The sequence below is a fragment of the Chryseobacterium sp. genome, assembly GCF_008014695.1.
Lineage (GTDB): Bacteria > Bacteroidota > Bacteroidia > Flavobacteriales > Weeksellaceae > Kaistella.
Genome location: NZ_VOXE01000001.1, coordinates 518,018 through 532,039 on the forward strand (window position 1 = coordinate 518,018; position 14,022 = coordinate 532,039).

Below are 14,022 nucleotides of genomic sequence, written 5' to 3' on the forward strand. Positions count from 1 at the left end.
GTTATATCTTTAATTTCTTTTTAATATCAATAATTTGAACAGCCAGTTCGGCAGCGATTTTTTCCTGTGCATCCACTGTATTTCCGCCGACATGAGGCGAAAGTGAAAGATTCGGATTCATCAGAAGCGGCAGTTCAGGACTTGGTTCGTTCTCGAAAACGTCCAAAGCTGCGCCGGCAACTTTTCCGGACTCAATGAAATCGAGTAGGGCCACTTCATTCAGAACACCACCTCTTGCAGTGTTGACGATAAAGACACCATCTTTCATTTTTTCAAACTGCGGGGTATCTAAAATGTATTCGGAAGTTTTCGGGGTATTGATGCTGATAAAATCGGCTTCTTTCAGAAATTCATTCAGATCATCGGTAGAACTGATTTCAAAATCCACTTTCTGACCGTCGAAAAACTCCAGAGTAATTTTTTTCTTGCGGGGTTTTCTCGTAAGCACTTTCACTTTCATGCCGAGTGAAATTCCCATCTTAACGACTTCCATTCCAATTCCGCCAAAACCGATCACCCCCAAAGTTTTCCCTTCAAGTTCAACAGCGTTCGAGAATGATTTTTTAAGGGCGCTGAAATGGGTGTCGCCTTCCAGCGGCATGAGCCGGTTGGATTCATGAAGGAATCTGGCGAGAGAGAAGAAATGGGCGAAAACCATTTCGGCTACCGACCGTGAGGAGGCATTCGGCGTGTTGATGACATAAATTCCTTTGTCAATGGCATGCTCCACATCAATATTGTCCATTCCGACGCCGCCTCTTCCCACAATTTTCAGGGTTGGGCAGGCCTCTAAAATATCTTTTCTGACTTTGGTGGCGCTTCTGACGAGCAGCACATCCACCTGATTTTCGTTGATGAAACCGATCAGGTGTTCCTGGGAAACTTTCGTTTCCAGCAGTTCAATTCCTGCGTCAATTAACATGTCTTTTCCGGAATCAGCGATCCCGTCGTTGGCTAAAACTTTCATAAATCAATCCCGTAATTTACAGATAACAGTTTAAAAATTTGACTCTTGTTACTTATTTCAGATTTTTCATCACATCTACCAAAACCTGCACACTTTCGATCGGCAGGGCGTTATAGAGACTCGCTCTGTAGCCGCCAAGACTCCGGTGTCCATTCAGTCCGCTGATCCCGGCAGCTTTCCAGGCAGTGTCGAATGCCTCTTTTTTGGTTTCGTCGAGTAACCGGAACGAAACATTCATCAGCGAGCGGTCTTCTTTCACGCAGAAGCTTTCAAAAAGAGGATTTCTGTCGATCTCATCGTACAGAAGCCTTGCTTTCGCTTCATTTCTGGCTTCCGCTGCAGCGATTCCGCCGTTTTTCTCCAGGTACTGAAGTGTTAAAAGCGAAGCGTAAACCGGAAAAACCGGTGGGGTATTGTACATCGATTCCTTATCGATATGAAGCGCATAATCCAGGATGGAAGGAATATCGCGTCCTGTTTTTCCCAGGATGCTTTTCTTCACCACCACGAGCGTCACGCCGGCCGGACCCATGTTTTTCTGGGCTCCCGCGTAGATCAGGTCGAATTTTGAAAAATCGATGACCCTTGAAAAGATGTCGGAACTCATGTCGCAGACCATGAGGGTATCCACTTCAGGAAAGGATCTCATCTGCGTTCCGAAAATCGTATTGTTGGAGGTACAGTGAAAATAATCATATTCGCTGCCTACTTTGAAATCTTTGGGAATAAAGGAATAATTGTCGGCTTTTGAAGAACCTAACACATCAACAGGTCCCATTTTTTTCGCTTCCTTTATAGCCGCCGCTGCCCAGGCTCCGGTATCTACGTAGGCCGCTTTGCCGTTTTCCGACTTCATGAGGTTGAACGGAACCATTAAAAACTGGAGACTTGCACCCCCGCCCAGATACAGCACTTCATAATCATCACCCAATTTCATCAGGCGTTTTACAATCGCTCTGGCTTCGTCCATCACGGCGACAAATTCTTTGCTGCGGTGGGAAATTTCGAGGAGTGAAAGACCCATTCCGTTGAAATCCAGAATGGCTTCTGCAGATTTCTGAAAAACTTCCTGAGGAAGTATGCATGGACCCGCACTGAAATTGTGTTTTTTGCTCATATTTTAATTTTTTGCAGAAGTCCGCGGCTGCGGCTTTTAATTATCAGGGTAAAAATACTAAAAAAAATGCTCACCGTGAAAGATGAGCAGAATGGTTTATTCTCCGTGCAGAAATTCCTTTTTGGCGAGCAGGCTCTCTTCTGATTCCACATGATCCTCATCCGGAATACAGCAGTCTACCGGGCAAACGGCGGCACACTGAGGCTCTTCATGAAAGCCCATGCATTCGGTGCATTTATCGGCGACAATGAAATAGACATCATCACTTACCGGTTCCTGAGGAGCATCAGCATCAACTGTTAAACCCGATTTCATCACTACTCTCCCTTTCAGGGCAGTCCCTTCGGATGCCTTCCAGTCTACAGCGCCTTCATATATCGCATTATTCGGACATTCCGGTTCACACGCGCCACAATTTATACATTCATCTGTTATTCTGATAGCCATTGCTAGATTTTATTTTAAATTGGTACAAAGATAAAGAAAATTCTGCGCATGGGACTGATTTTACGACGCATGAATTGCGAAATAAACGTTGTGATTGCGAATGGTGAATTTAGGATGATGAATTTTGAATGATTGGTCTGCGATTCAGTTATTTCTGGACTGTGAATGGTGACAGTGAAGCTGATGTGGTAATGTAATGGTTAAGCGATTACCATTTTTATGAATCCGGTAACGTTATATTTGTTTTATCCCTGCCTTTAAGTGGCAATAGACTGGGAGTAGACTGGCACCAGACTGGCTTCAGGTATGCTCAACCTTCGGTATCCTTTTTACAAATGGGTAGAGGGTAAATGTGTGAAAAAATACAGGAAACAGGAGGTTGCACCCAGAAAAAGTAAAGATAGCGTACCAGCGTATTGGTGCAATGTGTATATTTACGATTTTAGTGGCTGCTGCAAAAAACAGCATCAAATGTAAATTTACTGGAATCAGCTGTCTTACCTGAAAGCAATAATCTCCATCAAATTAATAAAATTCATTTTCAACAATGTTTAAATACCTCAAACTTCTTAACTTATTTCTTAGCCTACATAATAAAAACAGAACGACAGAGAACAGATGCAGATTTTAACCCTATGAAAAAAATTACTTTGATCGCTTTAGCCATCATTTGGATTTTAAGCCTGGCGGTCTTAATCATCGCTTTGACCAACCTATTTCCGGACAATATTTTTAAGAATTATCGGCTAATTGCAGGAATTGGATTTGTTGCAATTACTGGATTTATCAGAACAGCATATAAGAACCTAATAAAACAGAATAAACTCTAAATTTATCCTCCGTATGGCGACCAAGTATACACAGGACAGTAGATTGAACTCATAAAAGCAAAAAGCTGACAAGCAATATGGCAAATGCTTTGCTGCATGTCGGTTTAAATGTCAGAACTCTTATATCCATTTAACCGGACTAAAATGGGCAGACCATTAAAAGCAAGTAATTGAAGAATACGAAGGACCACTAAAGAAACGACAAATGAGCGTAGACTTTGAGAGCATATTTCAACACGTAATTCCAATGGAGGGCTTTGGGCGAAAATGGCGTTTTACGGAAGAGAATTATGACATGTTACCTGGCCAAGATCTTGAACAGCTGAAACCGTTAGACCAAGAAGCTGCAGAATTTTTGAACGACTATATTTCAACCGCAGGTTTGCATCACGACGTACCCTTTACAAAAGGCTTCTTTAAGACAACTGACCACATAAGAATTTCAGACGGCAACGAAAAGGAAATAAAAAAATGGCTGTATCAACGCGGACTTCCTTTTGACAAGCCCGTATTTCTTTCCTGGGACCAGACGGACGCCATGATCGTTCCGTGGAATCTTGTCGTAAAATATTTCGACAGTTTCTATTACGGTGTTTCAGATGACTTAACTATAATGGACCAAAGCCTGAACTGGGCAGTGTTGTTTTTCCACGAAAACCAAATTTATTTTGGAAGCAATACCGACTTTTAAGCATTTGCAGAATTGATTTATCTATTCAGTTGGTCTTCCGGAGCGTTAAGGAAATCACGTCGCGCTAGAACTCCATGGCGTATCGTAGCAATTCGTATTTACACTATTGGTCACCAGCATCTACACCATGAGCAGAATGAAAATGGTATATACACCTGCCTATGGCTTGAAATTTAGGAACATTTTCTCAACGTTATTTCGGGATATTATATTAAAATCTGCTGATTGAAATGCTCAACCATGAGACGACATTATAAAAAACACTGTGTTAAAAGGAGTATGCAATAAATTATCGGTTTTGCTTTTTGCTTTGCTTTTGCCTGGAATTCAGCTCAGGATTATCCAAGATTAGGCAAAGAAATATGCGAACAGATTTAAAAAATAAATCCATTTCTCAGGAAATATTCTGAAAGAATTTGCAAAGTATTTCGATTTTTAATGATCACCGAAATGATTTCCTCATTTCTGATTTTAATGGTTTTTTCATTTCATCTTCAAAAAGAAATTATTAAAAACTGTTCAGACTCACTTCAAGGAAGGCTTTGCGAAGAATTATGAACTGGCGAGCCGCAAATTCAAGACGGCCATTGAGGAAATCGACAAGACCATCGACCATCTGCAGAAAACCAAAGACGCCCTGCTGTCTTCCGAAAACAACCTGAGGCTGGCTAACAACAAAGCGGATGACCTGACCATCAAGAAACTGACGCGGGGCAACCCCACGATGACGGCGAAGTTTGAGGAGCTGAAGAAGGAGGAGCTTTGAGTTCGTTAGTTGTTGGGCGGGTGAGAGTAAAGAATAAAGAGAAAAGAATAAAGAAAAAACGAGATACTGTTATTTCAGACTGACGCCTCCGTTTGCCCAAGGAAAATCAATTCCGTAATTTTGCGGGACAAAACGCCGCACATGCGGACTTTCAATTTTTAGCCCTTTCCTCATGAATACCGAAAAGCACATTTCAGGACTCTGTCAGCTCAGCGATTACATTAAAAAATATCTGGATGCCGATCCTGGACATTTCAGTGAAGAAGATGAAGCCTTTTCTGCACTGCTGAGAACATGTGAAATGGAGAATCCTTGGTTCACCCAGGAGAATCAGCGGTTTGCGCTTCGGCAATGGGCCGGTCTCTTGAAGGAAGAAAATATTAAAAACTGGCTGGCCAGTTACAAGATCTCCAAAACCTCTAAAAAAGTCGGACTGATCCTGGCTGGAAACATCCCAATGGTGGGATTCCATGATGTGATCTGCGTGGTGCTGAGCAACCATATTCCGGTGATCAAACTTTCGTCTAAGGATAAGCTGATGCTTCCTTTCTTACTGAAGAAATGGAATGAATTTTCAGAAGGAACTGTTCCGTTCGAACTGGTGGACCGGCTGGAGGATTTTGATGCCGTCATTGCCACGGGAAGCAACAATACCGCGCGGTATCTGGAATACTACTTTAAAAACCACCTGAGCATTATCCGTAAAAACAGAACTTCTATAGCGGTTTTAAAAGGCGATGAAAGTGAGGCAGAACTGCAGCTTCTGGCAGAGGATATTTTCCGGTATTTCGGGCTGGGGTGCAGGAATGTGACGAGAATCCTGATTCCGGAAGCGTTCAAGATCGACCGGTTATTTGAGAACTTCCTGCATTTCAAGGACATCATCAACCATCACAAATACGCGAACAATTACGATTACAACCGCGCCATCAACCTGCTGAACCGCGACCTGTTCTGGGACAATAATTTCGTCATGCTGAAAGAAGATGAAAGTTTGTTTTCACCGCTTTCAGTCCTCAATTTTACACGGTATAAAACGCTCGGTGAAGTACAGGCCTTTATCGCCGAAAATCAGGAAAACATCCAGGCGGTTGTCGCAAAACCCGAACTGGGCCTGGAATCCGTTCCGTTCGGAGAAGCGCAAAATCCCGGTCTGGACACTTACGCGGATGATGTGGATACGATGCGGTTTCTGGAACTCGTTTAATCCAATCGAAACAAATTCAAAAAATAAAAAGGACTTCAGCGATGAAGTCCTTTGTTTATTTACATTTAGTGTTTAGCGGTCAATCGACCCTAAAACTTTCTGGGCAAAACCGTTCAGGGCATCCCGTTCGGTCATTCCGTCCTTTACTTTGCTGTGGACTTCCAGGGCGCCGCAGATTCCGGTAATGAGTTCCCCGACCACGTTGAGGTCCTCTTCGGTAGTTCCGCGGAATTCTGAAAAAGATTCCAGCACTTCGAGTGTTTTTTCGAGGTTTTCAGGCGTCTGCGTCTGATACAACTGTCTGATGATGGGCAACTTCATGACTGAAACCGGTTAAAAAGTTCGTTGAGGCTTTCGGCCTGATTGGTCTGCACCTGATCTGCTAGTTCGCCGTTGATGAATACCGCAAAAGTCGGTAAATTATCCACTTTCGCCAGTTTTCTGCTTTCCGGAAGTTTTTCTGCATCCACATAATAAAAAGGGATGGCATCGTTTTCCGCCGCCAGTTTTTTGAACTTCGGCTTCATGATCCGGCAGTTACCGCACCATGTCGCGCCGTACTGAACCACCACCTTCTGGTTACCCGCTACAATTTCCTTTAACTGATCTTCTGCTAATTCTGTGTACATTTTCTTAATTTTTAAATGAACTCTTCAATTAATTCGTGTGATTGGCCAGATAATCGGCGGTTGATTTGCTGTCCGCACTCATTGCCGTTTTTCCTTCTTCCCAGTTTGCAGGGCACACTTCACCGTGTTTCTGAACGTGCGTGTAGGCATCAATCAGTCTTAAAAATTCCTTCACATTTCTTCCCAAAGGCATATCATTCACTGCTTCGTGGAAAATCTTTCCGGTTTCATCGATCAGGTACGTGGCTCTGTACGTCACATTCGAACCGCTGAAACTTTCGTTTCCTTCTGCATCATAATCAAAATCCTGATCCACAATTCCCAAAAGATTCGCGAGCTGACGGTGCGTGTCGGCCAGGATCGGATAGGTCACCCCTTCGATTCCGCCGTTTTCTTTTGCGGTGTTCAGCCAGGCAAAATGCACTTCGTTCGTGTCGCATGACGCCCCGATGATTACTGTATTTCTTTTTTTAAATTCTTCCTGCGCTTCCTGAAAAGCGTGAAGTTCAGTCGGGCACACGTAAGTAAAATCTTTCGGGTACCAGAACAACAAGACTTTCTGATGGTTTTTCGTCGCTTCTTCAAAGATGTTGATCCTTAAATCATCTCCCATTTCACTCATTGCATCTACCGCAACATTGGGGAATTTTCTTCCTACTAATGACATAATTTTTTATTGTTTAGTTGTTTAATTTTCTGGTGCAAAAGTAGTATGATTTGTCTATCGAAACAACAATATCTAATTAATAAAATCTATAATAAGGATTCATTGTCTTTTATATTCTCTATTAAAAAATCCGGCTCTGAGAACCGGATTTAAATAAAAGTGATTAAAATTTCTCGAGACATTCTTTAATTCGCCTCATGGCTTCTTTCAGGTCTTTTTCGGAAGCCGCGTAGGAAAAGCGGATGCAGTCCGGATTTCCGAAGGAAACACCACCTACCGCACCAACATGTGCATGGTCGAGGAGGAACATGGCAAAATCATCCGCATCGTTAATGAGCGTCCCGTTCAGGGTTTTACCGATATAATGGGAAATATCCGGGAAAAAGTAAAATGCCGCTTCCGGATAATTCACCCTGAAACCGGGAATTTCTTTCATTAGTCCGTACACCAGATCGCGTCTTTTTCTGAATTCCTCAATCATATAACGGTATTTAGACGGATCAGTTTTTAAAGCGGTAACAGAAGCCTTCTGGGCCATTGTATTGGCGCCGCTGGTCATCTGTCCTTGGATTTTCTCGCAGCCTTTCGCGAGCCAGTCCGGGCAGGCTGAATAACCGATCCGCCATCCCGTCATCGCAAAAGCTTTGGACATGCCGTTGATGACGGCCGTCTGCTCATAAACCTGCGGGAACTCCGCAATCGAAGTATGTTTCCCGTCGTAATTGATGTATTCATAGATTTCATCGGAAATAATCGTGATCTGGGGATATTTCGCGACCACATTGGCAATCTGTTCCAGTTCCTCGTGTCGGTAGAAACTTCCGGACGGATTGCAGGGCGAACTGTACATCAGGACCTTGGTTTTCGGTGTGATGGCTTTTTCCAGCTGTTCAGCGGTCATCTTGAAATCGGTCTCAATGGATGTTTCCACAAAAACCGAAGTTCCACCCATCATTTTGACCATTTCATCGTAGCTGACCCAGAACGGAGCCGGCAGAATCACTTCGTTACCATCATTGATGACGGTAGCCAGAACGTTCAGGATGGCCTGTTTCGCACCGTTGGATACGCAGATTTGGGAAGGAAGATATTCCAGATTGTTGTCGCGTTGAAGTTTTTCACAGATGGCTTCCCGCAAATCGAGAAATCCGGGAACAGGCGAGTAGTGGCTGAAATTACTGTTGATCGCGTCGAAAGCGGCTTCTTTAATATTGTCGGGGACATCAAAATCGGGTTCACCGAGGGTAAGACTGATGACATCAATTCCGCGGGCCTTCATTTCCCTTACCTTGTTGCTCATCACAAAAGTCTGCGAAAAGCTTAACCGATTGACCCGGTCTGAATATTTCTGCATGTGTAATTTCATTTTTTCAAAGATAATTTTTTCTTCAAAATTGTGAACTTGTTTTTTTAAATTTGTGAAAATTAAAAACCAATGGCAGTCGAACTCCTCGAAAAATATTTCCCCAATCTTACCGATGATCAGAAAATGCAGTTTGCAGCTCTTGAAGGCCTTTATGCGGAATGGAATGAAAAAATAAACGTCATTTCCCGGAAAGACCTGGATTCCCTGTATGAAAAACACATTCTCCACTCTCTCGGGATTGCGAAAATAATGGCGTTTGCGCCGGGAACGAAAGTTCTGGACATCGGCACGGGCGGCGGTTTTCCGGGAATTCCGCTTGCGATTCTGTTTCCTGAAGCAGAATTCACACTTATCGACTCCATCGGCAAAAAAATAACAGTCGTGAAGGAAGTTTCAGAAGCCATCGGTCTTAAAAACGTAAAAGCCGTTCACGGCAGGGCTGAAGACCTGAAGGAAAAATTTCATTTCGTGGTCAGCCGCGCGGTCACCCAGATGCCGGTTTTTCTGCGGTGGCTGAGGGGTAAATTTGAAAAAGAGCAGTTCAACACGAAACACAACGGTGTTTTATACCTGAAAGGCGGCGATCTGGGCGAGGAACTCGCCGGTTTAAGGGCCGAAATCCACAATCTGAAGGATCATTTCGAAGAGGAATTCTTTGAAACCAAGAAAGTGGTTTATCTTTCCAAAGGGAATTTCAGTTCCTGATTTAACCTCGAAGCGTAAAAAGCTTCTAATTGGGGAACTTTATCTCAATAAACCGCACATTCAAATATGAAAAAAAAATTTTTAATCATCACGGCCTTAATGCTCACCCATTTTCTCTCTGCCCAGAAAATCTTCTGGAAAGAAGGAGCGCCACTGGTTTGGGAGAACTTCCAGGGCATTAAAAACGAAACCGGCGGCGACAATGTAGTGGCCTATACCTATTGCGGGTGGATGTATACCGGAATGAAATCCACCAATCCGAACGCCAGGATCGATATCAAACTGCAGACCGTTTTCAGTCCGGAAAAATCATGGAAAGATCCCCTGAAGATCAATGAAGAAGTGCTGAACCATGAACAGAAACATTTTGATATCGCCGAACTGTTCGCCCGAAAACTCCGCAAGGAAATCGCAGAAAAAATAAAGACTTCACGCGATTTCGACCGGTATTTCAAACCTTTGTACAACCGGTATTTTGCCGATTATCAGAAATTCCAGGACCGGTACGACGGTGAGACCAGACACGGAACCAATAAAGAAAAACAGTTGGAATTCAACACCTACATCGCTGCAGAACTCAACAAATACCAACAATACCAGGAATCTTGAAATTTTTGAATAAAATTGTCACCGAGCTGCTGTCTCAAAGCGGGGATCTGTCTGATTTCAGCATCGTTTTACCCGGAAAAAGACCGATCGTTTTCATCAAGAAAATACTGAGGGAAAAGCAGTATTCCGGTTTTCTGCCTGAATTCTTCACCATCGAAGACCTGATACAGGAGCTTGCCGGAAAGCAAAGCTTTCAGGGAATCCCTCTTTGGTTGTATGCCTATGAGGTTTACCGCACACAGCATCCTGCCGAAGATTTTTCGGTTTTTCTGAAATGGTTTCCGACCCTTCTGAAAGACTGGGACGATATCCTGAAGTTTTCAGACGATGACCAGGCGGTCCTCGAATATCTGTTTGATGAGGAAAGGATCAAGAACTGGTCCGAAAACCTGGGGGAGTCCGATGAAATACCAAGGAAAAAATTCCTTAATTTCTGGCGGAAGATGAGTGCATTCCTGCCTTTGCTCAAAGAAAAACTTCAGGAACAAAACCATGCGACTGCCGGAATGATCCACAAAGCCGCAAAGGATAAAATCAGTGATTTCGCCCAGCAAACAGACCGGAAATTTGTTTTCTGCGGTTTCAATGCCTTTACCCCGGCCGAGGAACAGCTTGTAAAAAACCTTTTGCAGTGGGACAAAGCACAGGTCTTTTTTCAGGCCGATGAATATTACGTTAAAGACGAAAAACAGGAAGCCGGTATCTTTCTCAGAAACCATCTGAAATGGAAGGAGTTCAACAATAGCAGGAGTTTTCACTGGATCGAAAACGATTTTGTACAGCCCAAAAATATCAGTGTTTATGAAGTTTCGGGGAATATTTCGCAGACGAAGGTCCTGCCGGAAATATTCAAGGAGATCAACGATGAACATCTGACGAATACGGCGGTTGTACTTCTTGATGAAAACCTTCTTCCGGCCAGTCTTGATGCCCTCAGTTCTGTGGAATTCCTGAACATTACGATGGGATTTCCGCTGAAGAACCTGGGGTTTAGCCAGGCAGTGAAACAGCTTTTTTATCTGCAGAAGCAACTGGAAAAGAAAAAATCCTCCTACTATTACAGTGATGTCCTGACGGTTCTGGAAGAACTGCCGAACAGCGATGGTGAAAAAAAGATCATTGCTGACTTCAAATCGTTTATTGAGGAGCGAAATATCGTTTATATCTCGGCGAAACAGCTGAAGGAATCGTTACAAAACCTTTCCTATTACGCACTTTTTGAAAAGCCTGAGTCGGTTAATGCGTTTCTGGACCTTCTGATCCGTTTCTGTTTCGAACTGAAATTCACGGAACTGGACGACATTCAGTATGAAAATGTTTCGCATTTTGAGAAGATTTTCAAAATCATTAAAAACCAGATCGCGCCGTATTCCTTTGAGGTGAAGATGGAGACTTTGGAAGTGCTCATCAATCAGCTTTTGAGTTCAGAATCGATAGATTTCCAGGGCGAGCCGCTTCAGGGGCTACAGGTAATGGGGCTCCTGGAAACCCGGCTTCTCAATTTTGAGAATATTATCCTGCTTTCGGTAAATGAAGGGAAACTGCCTCTGGGGAATTCGCAGAATACGTATCTCCCGTTTGAGGTCAGGAATCATTTCCAGCTTCATACTTTCCTGGAAAACGACAGCATTTATGCCTATCATTTTTACCGGCTGATTCAGGATTCGAAGAATGTGCATCTGCTGTACAACGCCTTAAGTTCAGGAGTCAATACAGGAGAAAAAAGCCGGTTCATCACCCAGATGGAATTTGAAAGTCCGCACGAAATCCGTCATCTGATCATTGAAAACACGACCGAACCGATTCAGAAAGATCCCATCCGGATCAAAAAAACCGGAAAAGTTCTGGAAAAACTGGAGATCTGGAAGACCCGGGTTTCGGCTTCTCACCTTACTTCTTATCTGTACAATCCCGTCGATTTTTATCTGACGAAGATCCTGAATACAAAGGAATCAGAAGAAATTGAAGAAGAACTCTCGCAGCGCAGTTACGGGAATCTCGTTCATTACGCTCTTCAAGATATTTATGAAGTATTAGAAGGTAAAACACTATCTGTAAATGATTTAGAATTTTCACCGGAATCACTGCTTAAAGTCATTGACGGAGCCATTGAAAAGCTCAGACACCAGACTGAGTTCTACGAAACCGGTATCAATTACATCCACAAATCCATTGCACAGCGGATTGTTAAAAGCATTGTTGATTACGACCGAAAACTTCTGGAAAACGGGAACACCATCGAAATCATTGCCGTTGAAAATAAATTTGAAAACATCGATTTTTTTCTGAATGAGGAAAAAACAGATAAAGTCGCTTTCTATGGTTTCATTGACCGCATCGACCGGCTGAACGGTAATTTGCGCATCATTGATTATAAAACCGCAAAAACGAAAAATCTGGCTATCAATATCCCGAAAAGGGAAGAGGATTTCGAAAAAACCGAAAGATTATTTTCAAAGGAAGAGAACAAACAGGCGATGCAGCTGAGTCTGTATGCCTATTCGATTCTGGAATCCGGCGATTTTCCTGATAACAGCATAGAATGTGGCATCTGGAGTTTTGCGGAAGTACAGAAGGGCGTACAGAACCTTCGGGTATTCAAAGAAAACGCTATCTCCAAAAGCCTTCTCGAAACACCGATGAAATCAATCAGAAATGTAATTCTAGATATCCTTAATCCCGAAATTGATTTTGTGGAGGAAGTAAAAGTGAGCTACGCCGAATAAATTTCAAAAAAAAGCCTTTCAAAATGAATTGAAAGGCTTTCAGTGATCATAATATGTTCTAGCCGAAAGCATTAATGCCCGTTACATCCATTCCGGTGATCAGAAGATGGATATCGTGGGTGCCTTCGTAGGTAATAACAGACTCCAGATTCGCGGCATGGCGCATCATAGGGAATTCACCCATAATTCCCATACCACCAAGAATCTGTCTTGATTCTCTTGCAATATCGATTGCGATTTTTACGTTGTTTCTTTTCGCCATCGAAATCTGGGCCGGTGTTGCTTTATGGTCATTTTTAAGTTTTCCCAACTGCAGGCAAAGCAGCTGCGCTTTTGTAATTTCCGTTAAGAATTCGGCCAATTTTTTCTGCTGAAGCTGGAAAGAAGCGATCGGTTTGCCGAACTGCTTTCTTTCCTTTGCATATTGAAGTGCGGTGCAGTAGCAGTCAACCGCAGCACCGATTACGCCCCAGGAAATGCCGTAACGCGCAGAATTCAGACATGATAATGGCCCTTTTAATCCGGAAACTTTCGGTAATAAATTTTCTTTGGGAACTTTCACGTCATTGAAAACGAGTTCGCCCGTTTTGGAAGCACGCAGACTCCATTTGTTGTGGGTTTCAGGCGTTGTAAACCCTTCAAAATCCCGTTCTACGATCAGACCCTGAACTTTTCCTTCTTCATTTTTCGCCCAAACAACTGCGATGTCGCAAAGCGGGGCATTGGTAATCCACATTTTGGCACCGTTCAGCAGATAATGGTCACCGTTGTCTTTAAAATAGGTCTCCATCGAACCCGGATCGGAACCGTGGTTCGGCTCTGTGAGTCCGAATGCGCCTATCATATCGCCGGAAGCAAGTTTCGGCAGGAATTTCATTTTCTGCTCCTCAGACCCGAATTCGTTGATTGGGAACATGACCAGTGAACTCTGCACCGAAGCTGCAGAACGGATGGCGGAATCGCCTCTTTCCAGTTCCTGCATAATGAGTCCGTAAGAAATCTGATCCAGCCCGGAACCGCCGTATTCCACCGGAATGTACGGTCCTAAAGCACCAATTTTCCCCAATTCTTTCATCAGTCCCGGAATATCGGTATGTTGCTGTGCTGCTTCATCGATTTTCGGCATCACAAAACTCTCTACCCAGTCGCGGACAGACTGCCGGATCAACTTGTGTTCATCCGTTAAAAGTTCATCCATTAAAAAGTAATCCGGTATGGTTGTGAGCGGGTAGTATGACATATTTTTTTGTTTGGCTAAAATTAGGTTTTTTCAGAAAGATGGCGAAATTTACGGG

Annotated in this window: 15 protein-coding genes; 7 read left to right on the forward strand and 8 right to left on the reverse strand. The window is 43.3% G+C overall.

The window, feature by feature from the left end:
- Position 1: 1 nt before the first annotated feature.
- From FUA25_RS02490 to FUA25_RS02500, 3 genes are all read right to left on the reverse strand, one after another.
- The gene (locus FUA25_RS02490) at positions 2-967 is read right to left on the reverse strand and encodes a D-2-hydroxyacid dehydrogenase (RefSeq protein WP_147755314.1); all 966 of its coding nucleotides are present in this window, start codon (positions 965-967) and stop codon (positions 2-4) included.
- Between the two features lie 52 nt (positions 968-1,019).
- Entirely contained in the window at positions 1,020-2,084 is a 1,065-nt protein-coding gene (serC, locus tag FUA25_RS02495; protein WP_147755315.1) for a 3-phosphoserine/phosphohydroxythreonine transaminase, read from the reverse strand.
- 96 nt (positions 2,085-2,180) lie between these two features.
- Positions 2,181-2,531, reverse strand: a complete 351-nt coding sequence (locus FUA25_RS02500) for a 4Fe-4S dicluster domain-containing protein (protein WP_147755316.1) — start codon at positions 2,529-2,531, stop codon at positions 2,181-2,183.
- A gap of 635 nt (positions 2,532-3,166) precedes the next feature.
- Here FUA25_RS02500 and FUA25_RS02505 point away from each other — a divergent pair.
- The 4 genes from FUA25_RS02505 (at position 3,167) to FUA25_RS02520 (ending at position 6,025) form a co-directional block, all read left to right on the forward strand.
- Positions 3,167-3,361: a hypothetical protein gene (locus tag FUA25_RS02505; RefSeq protein ID WP_147755317.1), complete on the forward strand. Its 195-nt coding sequence runs from the start codon at positions 3,167-3,169 to the stop codon at positions 3,359-3,361.
- A 205-nt stretch (positions 3,362-3,566) separates the two neighbouring features.
- A complete protein-coding gene (locus tag FUA25_RS02510; RefSeq protein WP_147755318.1) occupies positions 3,567-4,052 on the forward strand; it encodes a hypothetical protein in 486 nt (161 codons plus the stop codon).
- 490 nt (positions 4,053-4,542) lie between these two features.
- Positions 4,543-4,818: a DUF2130 domain-containing protein gene (locus FUA25_RS02515; protein ID WP_262712204.1), complete on the forward strand. Its 276-nt coding sequence runs from the start codon at positions 4,543-4,545 to the stop codon at positions 4,816-4,818.
- A gap of 172 nt (positions 4,819-4,990) precedes the next feature.
- Positions 4,991-6,025, forward strand: coding sequence for an acyl-CoA reductase (locus FUA25_RS02520; RefSeq protein WP_147755319.1), 1,035 nt, complete (start codon positions 4,991-4,993; stop codon positions 6,023-6,025).
- 72 nt (positions 6,026-6,097) lie between these two features.
- Here the strand turns inward: FUA25_RS02520 and FUA25_RS02525 are convergent, their stop codons facing one another.
- The 4 genes from FUA25_RS02525 to FUA25_RS02540 all read right to left on the reverse strand — a co-directional run bounded on the left by FUA25_RS02525 (position 6,098) and on the right by FUA25_RS02540 (position 8,675).
- Positions 6,098-6,346, reverse strand: coding sequence for a DUF6952 family protein (locus tag FUA25_RS02525; protein WP_147755320.1), 249 nt, complete (start codon positions 6,344-6,346; stop codon positions 6,098-6,100).
- Positions 6,343-6,654, reverse strand: coding sequence for a thioredoxin family protein (locus FUA25_RS02530; protein ID WP_147755321.1), 312 nt, complete (start codon positions 6,652-6,654; stop codon positions 6,343-6,345). The genes FUA25_RS02525 and FUA25_RS02530 overlap by 4 nt, the downstream gene beginning before the upstream one ends.
- Before the next feature lie 28 nt (positions 6,655-6,682).
- Positions 6,683-7,321, reverse strand: coding sequence for a peroxiredoxin (locus tag FUA25_RS02535; RefSeq protein WP_147755322.1), 639 nt, complete (start codon positions 7,319-7,321; stop codon positions 6,683-6,685).
- 163 nt (positions 7,322-7,484) lie between these two features.
- Positions 7,485-8,675, reverse strand: a complete 1,191-nt coding sequence (locus tag FUA25_RS02540; protein ID WP_147755679.1) for a pyridoxal phosphate-dependent aminotransferase — start codon at positions 8,673-8,675, stop codon at positions 7,485-7,487.
- A gap of 81 nt (positions 8,676-8,756) precedes the next feature.
- On the opposite strand from FUA25_RS02540, the gene rsmG reads away from it, so the two are divergent.
- The 3 genes from rsmG to FUA25_RS02555 all read left to right on the forward strand — a co-directional run bounded on the left by rsmG (position 8,757) and on the right by FUA25_RS02555 (position 12,727).
- A complete protein-coding gene (gene rsmG / locus FUA25_RS02545) occupies positions 8,757-9,392 on the forward strand; it encodes a 16S rRNA (guanine(527)-N(7))-methyltransferase RsmG (RefSeq protein WP_147755323.1) in 636 nt (211 codons plus the stop codon).
- Positions 9,393-9,458: 66 nt separating this feature from the next.
- A complete protein-coding gene (locus FUA25_RS02550) occupies positions 9,459-10,001 on the forward strand; it encodes a DUF922 domain-containing protein (protein WP_228411624.1) in 543 nt (180 codons plus the stop codon).
- Positions 9,998-12,727: a PD-(D/E)XK nuclease family protein gene (locus FUA25_RS02555; protein WP_147755324.1), complete on the forward strand. Its 2,730-nt coding sequence runs from the start codon at positions 9,998-10,000 to the stop codon at positions 12,725-12,727. The genes FUA25_RS02550 and FUA25_RS02555 overlap by 4 nt, the downstream gene beginning before the upstream one ends.
- Before the next feature lie 58 nt (positions 12,728-12,785).
- On the opposite strand, the gene FUA25_RS02560 is transcribed toward FUA25_RS02555, so the two are convergent.
- Positions 12,786-13,967 carry an acyl-CoA dehydrogenase family protein gene (locus FUA25_RS02560; protein WP_147755325.1) on the reverse strand — a complete coding sequence of 394 codons (1,182 nt, stop codon included), beginning with the start codon at positions 13,965-13,967 and terminating at the stop codon, positions 12,786-12,788.
- Positions 13,968-14,022: the final 55 nt, after the last annotated feature.